Below are 14,882 nucleotides of genomic sequence, written 5' to 3'. Positions count from 1 at the left end.
GGAGCGCGAGGCCCCCGGGTCGCGTGCGGCGGCCCCCGACGGGTTCACGCCCGGCCGCCCTCGCCCTCCGGCCGCGGGCCGGCGATGAACACCAGACGGAACTTGCCGACCTGGACCTCGTCGCCGTTGCTCAGCGTCGCCGCCTCGACCCGCTCACGGTTCACATACGTCCCGTTGAGCGAGCCGACGTCGCGGACGGTGAACACGCCCCCGTCACGGTGGAACTCGGCGTGGCGGCGGGAAACCGTCACGTCGTCCAGGAAGATGTCACTGTCCGGGTGCCGCCCACTGGTCGTCACATCGTGGTCCAGCAGGAAGCGGGCACCGGCGTTCGGCCCACGCCGAACCACCAGCAGCGCCATCCCGGGCGGCAGTGAGCCGGACATGCGACTGGGCACCACGTCAGTGTCGGGACCTTCGAGCACCTCGTCGAGGGCGCCAAGGTTCAGCGTGGACGTGACGTCGAGTGGGGGAAACTCGTCGTCTGGGCGCGTCATCGGACCACCTCACGGATCAGTTGGTCGTCGCCTCGACCGGCAAGGTCATGATGTTGCGACCTCGCCGAGGCCATCAAGGCCCGACGCACGACTATCGGGTTTGGGTAGGACAGTTTCAAAGACATAACAGTTCTGCTTGCGTCCCGCGAGCCTAGTCAGCGCCAATATCGCAGAGCAACCGGACGCGCGGGCGAGCTCGAGATCCGGGTCGATGCCCGAATGCTCAGTGGCCCTCGGTCAACGCCTGGTACGCCGCGGCGTCCAGAAGCTCGTCGAGCGCCGTGGGGTCGGCCGGGGTGATCTCGACCAGCCAGCCGGCCGCGTACGGCTCAGCGTTGATCAGCTCCGGCTCGTCACCCAGCGTGTCGTTACGGGCCACCACGGTGCCGGAGATCGGCGCGTAGATCTCCGAGACGCTCTTGGTCGACTCCACCTCGCCGAGCGAGTCGCCGGCCTGCACGACCGTGCCCTCGTCGGGCAGCTGCACGAAGACGATGTCGCCGAGCGCGTCCTGCGCGAAGTGGGTGATCCCCACCCGCACGGGGCCACTGCCGTCACCGGCGATCCATTCGTGCTCCGCGGTGTACCGCAGATCCTCAGGAATCAACACTTCCTCCGTAGTCACGAAACCGGACGTGCGTACTGTAGGGCAGTCGCCTTACGCACCGCGGTCACCTCGACCATGGCGCGCGAGTCCATGGTCACGCTACCGCCGTCACTCTTCACCGACGCCACCACCCCGCCCGGGATCTGCAGCGCCGTTCTCATGGTCTCCGGAGAACCGATCACCAGGAGCCGGAACGGGCCGGCCAGCTGCTCACCGTCCGCGATGATGCCACCACCGGACGCATCGACGAAGTACGTGGACGCGACGATCCGCACGGACGTCCCGTTCGCCCCGCTGATCTGCATCACCTCGCCGCCCGAACCGCGCAGCTCCTGCACCGTGTTCAGCACGTCGGACGACTTCACACCATCGAGCACGATCTCCAGGCCCGGGCCCTGACCTGCGACCGTACCGGCCAGCAGGCCCAGCTCGACGGTGCGCTTGCTCGCCTCCTCCAGCGCCGCCTCACGACCGGCGACACCCGAGGTGAGCTGCTGCTTGCTCTGCTCCAGCGCCGCGATGTCGGTGTTCAGCCGACTGTCGCGGGCCTCCAGGTCGCTCAGGATCTGCACCAGATCCTCCTGACGGACGGTGGCCAGACCGCTGTCGGCGTCGTTGCTGCGCAACTGCACCACCAGGGTGAAGCCGAGCAGCGCGAGGAGCACCCAGATCAGCGTCCCGGCCGGCGACGGCCGCTTCAGGCCGGAACTCTTCTCCTTCGTCGCGCTGCGTTCAAGATCACTTTCCGCGGCGGCGGTCTCGGGCGTGTCGGACATCGACGGAACGGGTGACGTGGCCGATATCTCCTCCGGAACCGACTCACCCTCCCGGGTGTCCTCCGGCTCCGGCACCGCCAGCTCCGGCACCGCCAGCTCCGGCACCGCCGACTCCGGCACCGCCAGCTCCGGCACCGCCGACTCCGGCACCGCCAGCTCCGGCACCGCCGGCTCGCTCGCGCCGGAAGAGACCGAGGGCCCGGTCTCGTCGGAGGAGACCGGCGAATCCAGACGCGGGCGGTCCGCCGCCGGCTCATCCCGCTCCGATCGCGGTACGTCGGCAGCGGGCGGCTTACGCCCCGCCGTGGGCAGGCCGAAGCCCGCCGGCGCCTGCTCGCGGCCGTTGTCCTCGCGGTCGGTCATCGATTCCCCACGTTGTCTCACCCGGCCTACGCCGAACCGTGCGCCTACGCCCGGAAGAGGTGCCGGCGGATCGCCGCGACGTTACCGAAGATCCGCACGCCGAGCACCACCACGACACCGGTGGAGAGCTGCGTACCCACCCCGAGTTGGTCGCCCACGTACACGATCAGGCCGGACACCAGCACGTTCGAGATGAACGAGACGACGAACTGCTTGTCGTCGAAGATGCCGTCCAGCTTGGCACGCACCCCACCGAACACCGCGTCCAGCGCCGCCACCACCGCGATCGGCAGGTACGGCACCAGCTCCGCCGGCACCGAGGGGTGGAACACGATGCCCAGCAGGACACCGACGAGCAGGGCTAGTACGGCGATCATCGGCCGCCTTCCGACGGTGAGCCGGCCGGCGACGGCGAGCCCGAGGGCGCACCGGAACCGGCCACGAACGGGACACCCGGCGGAGCGGGCGAAGGGGTGCTCTGCGACGCGGACCGCAACTTCAGCTCCGGCGCCGCGTCCAGGGTCACGTTACGGATCTTGGTCGCCTCGAACGTCATGCCGTACTGCTGCGCCAGCGTCTGGAAGAACTTCCCGGCATACCCGTTCCGGAAGTCGTCGGCGAGCTTCGGCGGGCCCAGCGCGACCACCTCGTACGGCATGCCCACCGGCCGGGTGTCGACCAGGATCGCCTCACCCGCCTGCCGGATCGTCGACGTCGCGGTCAGCCGCTGCCCGTTGATCGCGATCGCCTCGGCCCCGGCCGCCCACAACGCGTTCGCCGCCAGCTGCAGATCGGTGTCCTTGACCTGGGCCACCGTGCTGCGCTCGCCGGTCACCGCGTCCACCGACGTCGGCCCGTCCGCCAGCGCGATCCGCGCCCCCGAACCGCGCACCGGGGCCTGCCCGGTCGCCGCCTCCAGGTTGTCGATCCCGGCCACCGCCGCGCCACCCAGCTGCCGCTCCCGCAGGTCGGCGACCTGGTCGGCGAGCAGGTCCGCCCGGGCCTGCAGGTCCTCGGTCTGCGCGCGCCGGCTCTCCACCTGCTTGATCAGCGCGTCCCGGGCCTGCGTCCGGCCCGGCTCGTCCGCCACCGTCGTCTGGTAGCCGATCACCAGCAGGAACCCGATCGCGCCAAGGGTCAGCGCCGCGAACCCACCGGTGAGCCGCTTGCGGACGCCGGTGCGCCCGTGGCCGGCGGCACGGCGCGCGGCCGCGTCGGCGTAGCCCGGGTCGAGGGGGTTCTGGAACAACGCGGTGAGGAAATCCGGCCCGTACGTCCGGCGCCCGGCCGCGGTGCCGTCCGGATCCGGGGTCGCGGCCTCGCCGCCCACCGCCCTCCCGGCGTGCTGCCCGGGAGACTGCGGCGTGGTCACGGCGTGACCGTCCGCGGCGCCCCCGGCTCGTCCCGGTCGGCGCGCAGCAGCCGCGCGATCTGCGTCAGGTAGAGCGCGGCGGCCGCCCAGTACAGCCCGAGGGCCCACCAGGCCAGGCCCCAGCCCACCGGCGCGGCCCAACCGTCGATCGACGGCACCGCCTTCGCCAGCAGGATCACCGGGAACGCCGCGAGCAGCACGAACGTGCCGGTCTTGCCGACGTAGTGGACCGGCGGCGGGCCGTAGCCGCGGCGGCGCAGGACCAGCAGCGCCACGCCCATCACCGCTTCCCGCAGCAGCAGCGCGCCGGTCAGCCACCAGGGCACCACGTCGCGGATGGTGAAGCCGATCAGGGTGGCGAGGATGTAGAGCCGGTCCGCGAACGGGTCGAGCAGCTCGCCGAGGCGGGACACCGAGTTCATCCGGCGGGCGACGTAGCCGTCCACCCAGTCGGTGGTGCCGCCGATCGCCAGGACGATCACCGCGGCGATGTCCTGCTCCCGCACGAGCAGCAGGTAGAGGAAGAGCGGGACCCCGAGCAGCCGGATGAAGCTGATCACGTTCGGAATCGTGAAGATCCGGTTGGAGGTCTCGATGGACGGCGCAGGCTGCTGCGACATCGCCACGACTTCCTCTCCTGTTGTCCGATTCCTCGGGCGCTGATGCCCGGGTCGCTCGCCGAGCACTATAACCACCTGTCTACCGCCCGCCGTCGCGCAGTCACACTCGCCACACCCGGTAAGTCGTCCTAGGAGGCTAGGTATCTCACCTTCGACAGCGGACGCGGTGCCCGGCCGGGGGTCAGGAGAGGTCGAAGAGGCTCCAGAGCGAGGGCTGGACCGGCGCGGGCAGGCCCCAGCCGGTGGTCTCCAGCCAGGTCGTGGTGTTGATCACCCTGCCGCCGTCGATGTCGAGGATCACCAGCGCGAACGGGGCGTGACCCGCGCCGTCCGGCCGTAGCTGCCAGAACGCGGGCTGGCCGGAGGCCGCGACCGGAACGAGCCGGTGCCCGACGCACGCCGCCTCCGGAGCCGCCATCGCCAGGCCGATCTGGTCCCGGCCGCGCAGGCCCCACGCGAACGGCGGCATCGACGTCGTCGCGTCCTCGTGCAGCAGCGCCACCAGTCCGGCCACGTCATGGCTCTCGAACGCCGCGCAGTACCGCGTCAGCAGCTCCCGCTGCGCCGGATCCGCCGGATCCAGCACGTCACCCGGGCGCGGTCGCACCGAGCGCAGCGTCGCCCGCGCCCGCTGCAGCGCGCTCGTCACCGACGCCGGCGTCGTCTCCAGCAACTGCGCGACGTCCGCCGCCGACCAGCAGAGCACGTCCCGCAGGATCAGTACGGAGCGCTGGCGGGCCGGCAGGTGCTGCAGCGCCGCCACGAACGCCAGCCGCACGCTCTCCCGCCGCACGACCAGCGTCGCCGGGTCCTGCGCGAGGTCGAGCACGAGCCGATCCGGGACCGGGCGCACCTCGGCCCCGGCGGGCAGCAGCCGGCCGAACGGCTCCCCCGCCCGCCCGGCGGTGCTCAGGTCGAGGGGCAGCGCCCGCCGGGAGGCCCCGCGCAGCAGGTCGAGGCAGACGTTGGTGGCGATCCGGTAGACCCAGGTCCGGAGCGAGGCGCGCGCGGCGTCGTAGCGGTCGGCGGCCTTCAGGACCCGCTCGAAGGTCTCCTGCACCGCGTCCTCGGCCTCGTGACCGGAGCCGAGCATCCGGTAGCAGTACCCGGTCAGCTCGGTCCGCAGCCCCGCGAGCACCTCTTCCACACCCCGACCTTAGACAGCGGCTGGGCCCGGTCGCCGCGACAGAGGCTCTTTGGCGACCGGAGAGCCGGGCGGATCGCCGTCCGGCTCGGGGCGTGGCCGAGGCCCTCGGCGGGGCGCGTAGGTCGTACCGCGGAAAATCGGACCGATTAATCCGCGGACCCGCAGCCGTATCTCCTTCCGGGAAGCGCGCCGCAGGCGCCCCCCGGAGGGAGAGAAGATGCAGACCGAGGTACGCACCGAGATCGCCGCGCAGCGGACCGAGCTGGCCGGGCTGCTCGCCGGGCTGACACCGGAGCAGTGGGACGCGCCCACGCTCTGTGCCGGCTGGCGGGTCCGGGAGGTCGTCGCGCACATCACGCAGCCGTTCCGCACGTCGCTGCCGAGGTTCCTGGCCGACTTCGCGCGGGCCGGCGGTAGCTTCGACCGGATGGCGGACCGGGTCGCCCGCCGCGACGCCGCCGCGCTGAGCTCCGCGCGACTGCTCGACGCCGTCCGCGACAACGTGGACCATCCGTGGTCGCCGCCGGGCGGCGGACCGGTCGGGGCGCTCTCCCACGACGTGATCCACGGCCTGGACGTCACCCTCGCGCTCCTCCCGGAGCTGACCGTCCCCGCCGGCCGGATGTCGGTGGTGCTCAGCGGCCTGAGCCCGAGATCCATCGGATATTTCGGCACGGACCTGTCCGGCGTCCGGCTGGTCGCCACCGACCTCGACTGGACCTTCGGTGACGGCGAGTCCCTGCACGGGCGCGCCCAGGACCTGCTGATGGTGATCTGCGGACGCCGGCTGCCGCCCGGTCTGCTGACCGGCGCCCCGGCCGGGCGTTTCACCGCTTGACCGAGCGTTTCACCGATCGACCGAGGGCAAACCGCCCGAACAGGCCCAGGGTGGCGGATTCAACACCGCTTGGCAGCGCCCCGATCGGGGGGCGAAGCTGTTTGGCGTGCGAGCGACGACTCATCAGATCAGCAACGTGGACGAGGCACTGGACATCCTGCGGCGGAACTTCTACGCCCTCGATGCCGACGTGCTGCGACCCGCGAGGAACTGGACCGCCCGGTTCGCGGTCGGCGGCAGCGCGGGGATCACCCTGGGTGATCTTGAGTTCGGGCTGGACGTCCGGGTCGTCGCCGGCGAGCTCGGCGCCTACCACGTGAACCTGCCGCTGACCGGTGGCCTGAGCTGGCACCAGGGACGGGACGAGCCACGCCGGGCGCTGGCCGGGCAGACCGCGGCGGTGTTCGAGCCGGTCGGCGACACGGTGGTCGACCAATGGGACAGCGACTGCCGGATCCTGGCCGTGAAGATCACCCGTGCTGAGCTGGAAACCCAGCTGGAGCGGATGCTCGACCGGCCGGTCCGCGGCCCGGTCGGCCTCACCCCGCTGCTGGACATCAGCCGCGGGCCCGGGGCCAGCTGGGCCCGGCTGGCTCGGATGATCGCCACCGACGTCAACAACCCCGACGGACTCACCGAGCACCCGGTGATCGGCGCCCGGATGCGGGAGACACTGGTCACCGGGTTGCTGCTGGCCACCGATCACCGGTATCGCGGTCCGCTGGACCGGCAGACGCCGGCGCTCGCCGCGCCGGGCGCGATCCGGCGGGTGGTCGACGCGATGCGCACGCAGCCGGGCCGCCCGTTCACGGTGGCTGATCTCGCCGAGATCGCCGGGGTGGGTTCGCGGGCACTGCAGCAGAGTTTCGCGCGGTACGTCGGGATACCGCCGATGACCTATCTCAAACAGCTCCGGCTGGCCCTGGTCCACGACAGCCTGCGCGCCGCCGACCCGGCGGCGACGACCGTGGCCCAGGTGGCGTACCGCTACGGGTTCACCCACCCGGGCCGCTTCGCCGCCGCCTACCGCGAGCGGTACGACACCTCGCCGTCGGAGACGCTGCGCGGATGACGGCTCAGCGCCGGCCCCGGCGGGCCCGCACGTAGTCGTCGATCACGTAACGGCCCAGCTCGGCGGCGTCCGGGCTGAACACGCGGCCGCCGTTGCGCTGGGCCACCTCGCCCATGAACCGGCGCAGGCCCGGGTCCTCGCCGAGCATGAACACGTTCATCGTGGCGCCGTACCGGGTGAGCAGGTCGACCTCCCGGACGGTGGCCCGGACGGTCTCCGGCAGCGGCGGCCACCAGAACATCGCCTCGCCGCCGTCCTCCAGATGGGCCGTCGGCTCGCCGTCGGTGACGACGAGGACCACCGGCTCGGCCCCGGGGTGCCGCCGCAGGTGTCGGGCGGCCAGTTTCAGGGCGTGCTGCAGATTCGTGCCCTTCTCCATGGTCGGCTCGATGGCGGCCAGCTCACCCTGCGACAGCGACATCGCGTACCGGCCGAAGCCGATGATCTGCAGGGCGTCCTGCGGGTACTTCGTGGCGACCAGGTGGGACAGGGCCAGCGCGGTCTGTTTCATCGGCCCCCATCGGCCGTCCGCGAACATCGAGTAGGACAGGTCGACGCAGAGCGCGACCACCGCGGACGCGCGACGCTCGGTCTCGGCGACCTCGAAGTCCTCCGGCTCGAGACGGACCGGCAGGGTGGCCGCGCCGCGCGAGCCGGCCCGGCGCCGGATCGCGTTGCCGAGCGTGCGCACCACGTCGAGCGGCTGGTCGTCACCGAACTCCCAGCGCCGCGACGAGCCGATCAGGTCACCGGCCGCGCCCGCGTCGCGCATGTCGTGCTCGCCGCGCTTGCCCGCGAGGTCGTGGAAGATCTTCGACAGCGCGGTCCGGCCGAGCCGCCGCAGCGCTTTCGGCGAGAGGGTGAGCCCGTCGGCGTCGCGCTCCACCCAGCCCTGGCGGCGCAGCTCCCGCTCCAGCTCACGCAGCCGGCGCAGGTCGTCGGCGGCGGAGCGGCCGAGCTGGCGCTCCACCGCCTGCACGTCGACGTCGTCCAGGGTCGCGCCCGGGTGCTCCTGGCCGAGCTGGTCGATCAGCTCGTCCAGGTCGGCGATCTCACCGAGGGCGGCGGCCGCGTCGCCGTACCCGAGCTCCTCGCCGCCCCGCATCCGCTCGCCGCGGCCCCAGTTGAGGCCGGGCCGCAGCGCCTTCAGATTGTCGGTGAGTTCGGACAGCCGGCCCCGCAGCGGGCCGTCGCCGAGCGCCTGCTCCATCAGCTGCCGCAGCTCCTCGCGCTGCTGCGGGCTGAGCGAGCGCATCAGCCGCTCGGCCGCGGCCGCCTGGCGGGCCAGGGAGTCGATCAACTCGTCGATGTTGCGCGGATCGTCCGGGAAGAACCGGCCGTGCTTGGCCATGAAGTCCCGGAACGCGTCGTCGGTGTCCTCGCCCCGGGCGTGTCTGGCCAGCAGGTCGTTGAGGTCGGCGACCATCGCGGACACGGCCGAGAGGTCGCCGTCACGCAGGCCGTCGCGCAGGCCGGCGAAGCGCTGCTCGACGACCTCCCGCCGCAACCCGTCGAGGATCTGCTGGTAGAGGGCCCGGGCCTCGGCCGAGGCCCACTCGTACCCCGACAGCTCAGCGATGGCCTGGGAGGTCGAGCGGGGCAGGTTGTCCAGCACGGCCTCGTTGAACCGGGCTGCCGGGTCGTCGCGGGCGCGAAGCGCGTCGCGCTCGGCGGCCAGGGCCTGATCGAGCTGCTGACGGGCCCGGGTGACCGCGCCGTCCAGGTTGCCCCGGCGCAGCGCGTCCCGCCGCAGCCGGCGGGCCCGGTCACGCAGGGTGTCCAGGCCCCGGCCGTCGCCCGGCCCGCGCCGGATCAGGTCCCGCAGGGCGTCGCGCAGGCTGTCGCCCCGCAGGACCCGGTCGCCCATCTCGTCGACGGCGGCGCGCACGTCGTACGGCGGGGCGAGCGGGTCGGGACCGTCGCGCCACGCGCCGTACCGGAAGACGTTGCCGCTCGAAGGCGCCATGATCAGCTCCCGTAGAGGGTGCGGCCGTCGCCGGTCAGCTCCTTGGCCAGCCGCCGGGTCAGGTGCAGCCCCTCCAGGGCGAACTCGATCCCGGACGCCGCCTGCCCCGGGCTCGGCGCGTCCCCGAGCCCCAGCCGCTCGAGGACCTTGGCCAGCCCCGGCACCGTCCCGATCTGGTCGAGCAGCTCCTCCGCGCTGACCAGGTCACCGGTCTCGATGATCGCCCCCTCGGCGACCAGGCCGGTGAACCCGGAGAGGTCGAGACCGGCGAGCCGGGCCCGGAACGTCTCCGCGGTCGCGACCCGCAGCAGGTGGGCGAGGATCTCGGTCTCCCGCCCCTCCTCGCCGCTCTCGAACTCGACCTTGCCCCGCAGCGTGGAGGTGATCGACACGGTGTCGCAGATCCGGGCCACCGCCTCCCGCTCCCCGCGCAGCCCGCTGCGGCGCAGTGCGGACGCCGCGACGGTCTCGGCCGCGGCGATCGAGAACCGGGCGGAGACACCCGAGCGGGAGTCCACCGACGACGACTCGCGGACCGCGCGCGTGTACCGGGCGAGCACGTCGAGCAGGTACTCCGGGACGGCCGCGACCAGGGTCGCCTCCTGCCGGATCAGCGCGGTCTCCAGCTCCAGGTCGACCGGGTAGTGGGTGCGGATCTCCGCCCCGAAACGGTCCTTGAGCGGGGTGATGATCCGGCCCCGGTTGGTGTAGTCCTCCGGGTTGGCCGAGGCGACCAGCAGCAGGTCGAGCGGCAGCCGCAGCTGGTAGCCGCGGACCTGGATGTCGCGCTCCTCGAGCACGTTGAGCAGCGACACCTGGATGCGCTCGGCGAGGTCGGGCAGCTCGTTGACGGCGAAGATGCCCCGGTTGGTGCGCGGCACCAGACCGAAGTGGATGGTCTCCGGGTCACCCAGGGCACGCCCCTCGGCGACCTTGATCGGGTCGACGTCGCCGATCAGGTCACCGACGCTGGTGTCCGGGGTGGCGAGCTTCTCGCCGTACCGCTCGGAGCGGTGCAGCCAGGAGATCGGCAGCAGGTCGCCGGCCTCGGCGGCCAGCCGCCGGATGGCCGGGGTGAGCGGATGGTACGGATGTTCGTGCAGCTCGGAGCTGGTGATGTAGGGCGTCCACTCGTCCAGCAGCCCGACCAGGGCACGGATCAGGCGAGTCTTGCCCTGGCCCCGCTCACCGAGCAGGACCATGTCGTGGCCGGCGAGCAGCGCCCGCTCGACCTCGGGAAGCACGGTGTCGTCGTAGCCGACGATGCCGGGGAAGCGCTGCTCGCCGGAGGCCAGCCGGGCGAGCAGGTTGTCGCGCAGCTCCTCCTTGACCGTGCGGAACACGTGCCCGGAGGCGCGCAGCTCGGCCAGGGTGCGCGGGAGGTGGGTGGGAGGTTCGGAGATGATCGCGGTAGGACCCTCTGTCACCGCAGGAACGGTACTCCGCGGAGGTGACGAGCGGCGACCTTGATCGCGGAACGTGGCCAGGGCCGTGGGATTGGCTGTCGCCCGGGTTGCCGGCGTGCGACAGGCTGGTTCCCATGATCGAGAGATACGCCGCGTTCACCGACGACCCGGCCGGCGGCAACCCGGCCGGAGTGATCCGGGACGCTTCCGCGCTGGACGACGCCGAGATGCTGAAGATCGCCGCCGACCTGGGCTATTCCGAATCCGCCTTCGTCACCGGGCGGGACGGCGACGGTTACCGGGTACGGTATTTCAGCCCGCTCGCCGAGGTACCGTTCTGCGGGCACGCGACGGTCGCGACCGCGGTCGCGCTCGGCCCCGGCGACCATCTGTTCGTGACCAACGCGGGTGCGGTGCCGGTGACGGTCGACAGCACCGGGACCGCCACGCTGACCAGCGTCCCGCCGACCGTCGCCCCGCTGGCCGACGCGGACCTCGCCGCCCTGCTCCACATTCTCGACTGGCCGGCCGCCGACCTCGACGCCGCGCTGCCGCCACGGGTCGCGTACGCCGGCGCGCACCACCCGGTCCTGGCCGTGACCACCCGTGAGCGCCTCGCCGACCTGAACTACGACATGCCGGCGCTGAAGGCGCTCATGCTCGAACGCGGCTGGACCACGATCCAGCTGGTCTTCCGGGACGGTCCGTCCACCTTCGACGTCCGGAACCCGTTCCCGGTCGGCGGCGTCTACGAGGACCCGGCCACCGGCGCGGCGGCCGCGGCCCTCGGCGGCTACCTGCGGGAACTCGGCCTGGTCGGCGACGACGCGACCCTGCACCTGCGCCAGGGCGACGACCTGGGCCGTCCGAGCCGGATCACGGTCCGGCTGGTCCCCGGCGAGCCCGGCGTGCGGGTCAGCGGCAGGGCGGTCCCGATCACCTAGACCAGGTCGTCGACGGTGCGGCGGAAGGTGTGCAGGTTCTCGTGGATCCGCACGACCAGCCTGGCGAACTCGTCCGCCCGTACCCGGAGATCATGGTTTTCGCCGTCGGCGGTGAGCCGGGCCGTGGTCCGGCTCACCGCCCGCACGGTGACCGTCGCGAGCCGCCGGTAGGGGACGCGGACGCGGGTGCCGTCACGGGACACATGGATCAGCTCGGTGTCGGTGAAGACGGCGAACGCGGCGCGGATCGCGATGGCGGGCCGGGCGACGTGCAGGGCCGTCGCGCGCGGTGGCAGGCCCGCGCGGATCAGGTGGCGCGCGCTCGGCGGTTGCGGCGGCAGGTCCGACAGGACGCCGGCGACGATCTGGGCCTCCGGCCGCCAAGCCGCGTCGACCCGCCGCCCGAGCAGCGTCGCGGCGTGCCGGTGCAGGCCGGCCTGGTGCAGGGTCGTCACTAGCGCGCAGCAGCGCGGTTCGGCGAGCGTGGCGCGGAGCCGTTTCAGATAGCCGGCGGCGGCCGGATCATCCTCGTCGAGGTGGCGCAGGATCTCCAGCTGGGTTCTCGGGTCGGCGCCGCCGGCGACCGCGTCGAGGATCCGCCGGCCGGCCGGGATCAGGGCGACGATGTCGGCGACCGGGCGGCGGATCACCGACTCGACGAGCATCCGCTCGGAGCTTGCTTCGGCGAGGGCGAGAACGTCCGCGAGGCGGGCGCCCGGATGGCCGAACCGGCCGGAGAGCGCGTCCTCGATCACCGTGAGCGGCCATCGGATGCCCGGGGGCAGCGCCATCAGCCGTTCGCGCCGGGCGCCGCCGAGGCCCAGCACCCCCAGGGCGACCCGCGGGTCGTGCAGGAGAGCGGCGTCGACATCGTCCGGCAGGGTCGCCAGCAGCCACATCCCGGCCTCGGGAGGCAGCGCGGCGGCCAGCTCGACCCGTTCCGGCACGGCCTTCTCGCCGAGCGCCGGTTCGGCGTACCGGCGCAGCTCGGCCGGCAACTCGGTCAGCAGCTCGGCGGTGAACGCCTCGCGCACCAGGCGTTCGGCGTACTCGGGTTTCCCGGCCGCGACGAAACCGGCGACCACGGCGACGATCCGGTGCGTGGGGTCGCCGCGGAGCTGCTCGACCAGGCCCTGCGACTCGACCGGATAGCCCGCCCGTTGCAGCGCCAGCGCGAACCGCACCGTGGCCTGCGGATCCCGATCGGCGAGCGCGGCCACCATCAGCTGCCGGCCGCGCCGGTACCGGCCCAGCGGATACAACGCCAGCACTGTGGCGAGCAGTGTGTCCTCGTCGAAGTGGGTCAGGTCCTCGGCCGGGCCGGCCGGCACCTGCGCGCCCCACAGCACGTCGAGCAGCTGGGCCCGCTGTTGCGGCTCCTGGTGGCGGCCGGCGAGGCGGACGAGCAGGTCATGTGCGTCCTGGTCCCGGCCGGTGCGGTGCATGCCGGCGATCAGACGCACGGTGGCGGTCACCGGGCGGTCCGCGACGAGATCGGCGATGCTGCCGTACAGGCGGTAGGCGACGGTCTCGTGACCGGCGGCGCGGAGGGCGTCGGCGAGACCCTCCACTCGCGACCCCGGCAGTCCGGCCTGGATCCGCCAGAGCGTCTCCTCGACCCGCTTGCCCAGGTCGCGGCCGAGCAGCGTCACCGTCATCGCGTGCAGGTCGCCGGCGTCACCGGCCCGGGACAGCAACGCCTCCTCGATGAGGCCTTCCAGGCTCCGGTGCGCCTCGGCGTCACCCTCGACGTGCAGGCGCTGGGCCAGGGCGCCCACCCAGAACGGTTCGCGGTTGCGGGCGTAGGTGGACACGAGGTGGTCGGCCCACCGCAGCTGGTCGGTCTTCTGCAGGGCGGAGAGCAGGATCACCACCGAGTCGGGTGGGCGCTGGATCGCGGCCAGCAGCACCGCCCTGGCGTACTCGACCATGCGCGCGCCGGTCAGTTGCTCGACGACGGCGGCCACCCCCTGCTCGGCCCGGGTCAGCCCGATCGCCTGCCGGATCCGGTCGGCGGCCGCCTCGTCGTGCGGCTCACGCAGCGCGGCGCAGACCTGCGTCGGCGGCGCGACGACGACCTCCCGCTCCCTCGGGGTCAGCCCGATCTCCCGCCGGATCAGGTCGGCGGCGTGCACATCACGGTCGTTGAAGTAGTACGCGTTGTGCAGCAGCGCCACCTCGCCGCCCTGTCCGGTCATGCGCTGCTGGGGGATCGGCCGGTTCAGTCTCGCCAACTTGTCGCGGACCTGGTTGTGCAGCAGCGGGAGGCCGACGAGCGACGGGCCGTCCGGGATGCCGGAACGCGCGGCCTCGATGAAGGCGCCGGTGAAGTCGGTGAGGTCCGCCTCCGGCCGGAAGGTGGCCCGGATGGTGCCCGACGTCGCGGTCATCACGTAGGTGCCGTGGATGGCGACCTGGTCACCGATCTCGCTCTCCCCGGCCATCTTGTTGATGGCTGCGCCGGAGTAGCAGCAGTCCAGCAGGACGATCTTCGTGGCCGGCCTGGTGACCTCCGAGAGGATGCGGCGGATGTCCTGGTACGGCAGGGCGTGCCACCACCGGTGGCGACCGGACTTGGGCAGCGCGAGGAAGAGATCGTCCGAGTCGGGCTGGACCCATCCGTGCCCGGCGAAGTAGAAGACCACCGCGTCGGTGGCCTCCTCGACAGCGGTGATCAGAGCGTCCAGGACCTTGCCCGGATGCCGTGGGTTGTTCAGCACCGTGCAGTGCTTCTCGCTGAGCCCCCACATCCGCGGATCGGTCAGCAGCGCAGCCATTTGCTCGGTGTTGTTCGCGACCGTCGGCAGCGGCGTCATCGTCGGTGTGTCGTAGCTCGACACACCGACGAGGACAGCTCGCGACGCCTCCGGGTCAGGCTGCCGGGCCATGCTCCTCGCCGGGGAAGAGCTCGCGCAGCTTCCGGACGACCTCCGGATCGGACAGGTCGACGGTCACGTCACCGATCGTCACGGTGGTCGCCGGCGGCCGGGTGCGGTTCCCGTGCCACGCCTGACAGGCCCCGAGGACGTCGGTGAGCGCCGAGACACCGCTGACGACCAGGGCGATCACCGCGATCGTGTCGTCCATCGTGTCGGTCCGGGCGCCGGCGATCTCCCGGAGGTCACCGTGCCGGGTCACCTCGGGAGTACGTGACAACCAGCGGTGCAGGGAGGCCAGCGCGAGCGGGTCGTCGTCGGCGATCAGCAGAGTGCTCATGCCGTCACCTCCGCTTCGCTCCGGCGCCGACATGAGCAATCGACTGAGCTGGCCGATT

General features: G+C 72.4%; 14 protein-coding genes. 3 read left to right on the top strand and 11 right to left on the bottom strand.

All coding sequences use genetic code 11. From position 1 onward, the window contains the following. Positions 1-44: 44 nt before the first annotated feature. The 7 genes from odhI to CHC09_RS13550 form a co-directional block, all read right to left on the bottom strand. Positions 45-497 (bottom strand): oxoglutarate dehydrogenase inhibitor Odhl, encoded by a 453-nt coding sequence (gene odhI, locus CHC09_RS13580; RefSeq protein ID WP_089293424.1) that lies wholly within the window; start codon positions 495-497, stop codon positions 45-47. A 223-nt stretch (positions 498-720) separates the two neighbouring features. Beyond that, positions 721-1,104, bottom strand: a complete 384-nt coding sequence (gene gcvH / locus CHC09_RS13575) for a glycine cleavage system protein GcvH (protein WP_089293689.1) — start codon at positions 1,102-1,104, stop codon at positions 721-723. A 14-nt stretch (positions 1,105-1,118) separates the two neighbouring features. Beyond that, complete coding sequence (locus CHC09_RS13570) at positions 1,119-2,243, bottom strand: DUF881 domain-containing protein (RefSeq protein ID WP_239138311.1); 1,125 nt, start codon at positions 2,241-2,243, stop codon at positions 1,119-1,121. Positions 2,244-2,287: 44 nt separating this feature from the next. Next, positions 2,288-2,620 (bottom strand): small basic family protein, encoded by a 333-nt coding sequence (locus tag CHC09_RS13565; RefSeq protein ID WP_089293423.1) that lies wholly within the window; start codon positions 2,618-2,620, stop codon positions 2,288-2,290. Further along, on the bottom strand, positions 2,617-3,615 hold the full coding sequence (locus tag CHC09_RS13560; protein WP_239138312.1) for a DUF881 domain-containing protein: 999 nt from the start codon (positions 3,613-3,615) through the stop codon (positions 2,617-2,619). Before CHC09_RS13560 ends, CHC09_RS13565 begins: the two co-directional genes overlap by 4 nt. Next, positions 3,612-4,235 carry a cardiolipin synthase ClsA gene (gene clsA / locus CHC09_RS13555; RefSeq protein WP_089293421.1) on the bottom strand — a complete coding sequence of 208 codons (624 nt, stop codon included), beginning with the start codon at positions 4,233-4,235 and terminating at the stop codon, positions 3,612-3,614. The genes CHC09_RS13560 and clsA overlap by 4 nt, the downstream gene beginning before the upstream one ends. Positions 4,236-4,416: 181 nt before the next feature. Next, positions 4,417-5,382 carry an RNA polymerase subunit sigma-70 gene (locus CHC09_RS13550; protein WP_089293420.1) on the bottom strand — a complete coding sequence of 322 codons (966 nt, stop codon included), beginning with the start codon at positions 5,380-5,382 and terminating at the stop codon, positions 4,417-4,419. Between the two features lie 217 nt (positions 5,383-5,599). Here CHC09_RS13550 and CHC09_RS13545 point away from each other — a divergent pair, with 217 nt between their 5' ends. Further along, on the top strand, positions 5,600-6,220 hold the full coding sequence (locus CHC09_RS13545) for a maleylpyruvate isomerase family mycothiol-dependent enzyme (protein ID WP_089293419.1): 621 nt from the start codon (positions 5,600-5,602) through the stop codon (positions 6,218-6,220). 106 nt (positions 6,221-6,326) lie between these two features. After that, positions 6,327-7,292, top strand: a complete 966-nt coding sequence (locus CHC09_RS13540) for an AraC family transcriptional regulator (RefSeq protein WP_239138313.1) — start codon at positions 6,327-6,329, stop codon at positions 7,290-7,292. 4 nt (positions 7,293-7,296) lie between these two features. Here the strand turns inward: CHC09_RS13540 and CHC09_RS13535 are convergent, their stop codons facing one another. After that, the gene (locus tag CHC09_RS13535; RefSeq protein ID WP_089293418.1) at positions 7,297-9,258 is read right to left on the bottom strand and encodes a vWA domain-containing protein; all 1,962 of its coding nucleotides are present in this window, start codon (positions 9,256-9,258) and stop codon (positions 7,297-7,299) included. A gap of 2 nt (positions 9,259-9,260) precedes the next feature. Then, a complete protein-coding gene (locus CHC09_RS13530; RefSeq protein WP_089293417.1) occupies positions 9,261-10,685 on the bottom strand; it encodes a sigma 54-interacting transcriptional regulator in 1,425 nt (474 codons plus the stop codon). Between the two features lie 113 nt (positions 10,686-10,798). Here CHC09_RS13530 and CHC09_RS13525 point away from each other — a divergent pair, with 113 nt between their 5' ends. Beyond that, positions 10,799-11,608 (top strand): PhzF family phenazine biosynthesis protein, encoded by an 810-nt coding sequence (locus CHC09_RS13525; protein WP_089293416.1) that lies wholly within the window; start codon positions 10,799-10,801, stop codon positions 11,606-11,608. On the opposite strand, the gene CHC09_RS13520 is transcribed toward CHC09_RS13525, so the two are convergent. After that, complete coding sequence (locus CHC09_RS13520) at positions 11,605-14,496, bottom strand: caspase, EACC1-associated type (protein ID WP_089293415.1); 2,892 nt, start codon at positions 14,494-14,496, stop codon at positions 11,605-11,607. The two genes, CHC09_RS13525 and CHC09_RS13520, sit on opposite strands and share 4 nt — an antisense overlap. After that, positions 14,480-14,824, bottom strand: a complete 345-nt coding sequence (locus tag CHC09_RS13515) for an effector-associated constant component EACC1 (RefSeq protein WP_143232309.1) — start codon at positions 14,822-14,824, stop codon at positions 14,480-14,482. The genes CHC09_RS13520 and CHC09_RS13515 overlap by 17 nt, the downstream gene beginning before the upstream one ends. Between the last annotated feature and the right edge of the window lie 58 nt (positions 14,825-14,882).

It is taken from the genome of Actinoplanes regularis (assembly GCF_900188005.1).
Classification (GTDB): Bacteria; Actinomycetota; Actinomycetes; order Mycobacteriales; family Micromonosporaceae; genus Actinoplanes; species Actinoplanes regularis.
This window is presented reverse-complemented; position numbering and strand designations above follow the sequence as displayed.

Bases quoted from the DNA above. Each gene is read 5' to 3' on its own strand.
- odhI (WP_089293424.1), bottom strand. From the start codon at position 497: ATGACGCGCCCAGACGACGAGTTTCCCCCACTCGACGTCACGTCCACG.
- CHC09_RS13570 (WP_239138311.1), bottom strand. From the start codon at position 2,243: ATGACCGACCGCGAGGACAACGGCCGCGAGCAGGCGCCGGCGGGCTTC.
- CHC09_RS13565 (WP_089293423.1), bottom strand. From the start codon at position 2,620: ATGATCGCCGTACTAGCCCTGCTCGTCGGTGTCCTGCTGGGCATCGTG.
- clsA (WP_089293421.1), bottom strand. From the start codon at position 4,235: ATGTCGCAGCAGCCTGCGCCGTCCATCGAGACCTCCAACCGGATCTTC.
- CHC09_RS13545 (WP_089293419.1), top strand. From the start codon at position 5,600: ATGCAGACCGAGGTACGCACCGAGATCGCCGCGCAGCGGACCGAGCTG.
- CHC09_RS13535 (WP_089293418.1), bottom strand. From the start codon at position 9,258: ATGGCGCCTTCGAGCGGCAACGTCTTCCGGTACGGCGCGTGGCGCGAC.
- CHC09_RS13525 (WP_089293416.1), top strand. From the start codon at position 10,799: ATGATCGAGAGATACGCCGCGTTCACCGACGACCCGGCCGGCGGCAAC.
- CHC09_RS13520 (WP_089293415.1), bottom strand. From the start codon at position 14,496: ATGGCCCGGCAGCCTGACCCGGAGGCGTCGCGAGCTGTCCTCGTCGGT.
- CHC09_RS13515 (WP_143232309.1), bottom strand. From the start codon at position 14,824: ATGAGCACTCTGCTGATCGCCGACGACGACCCGCTCGCGCTGGCCTCC.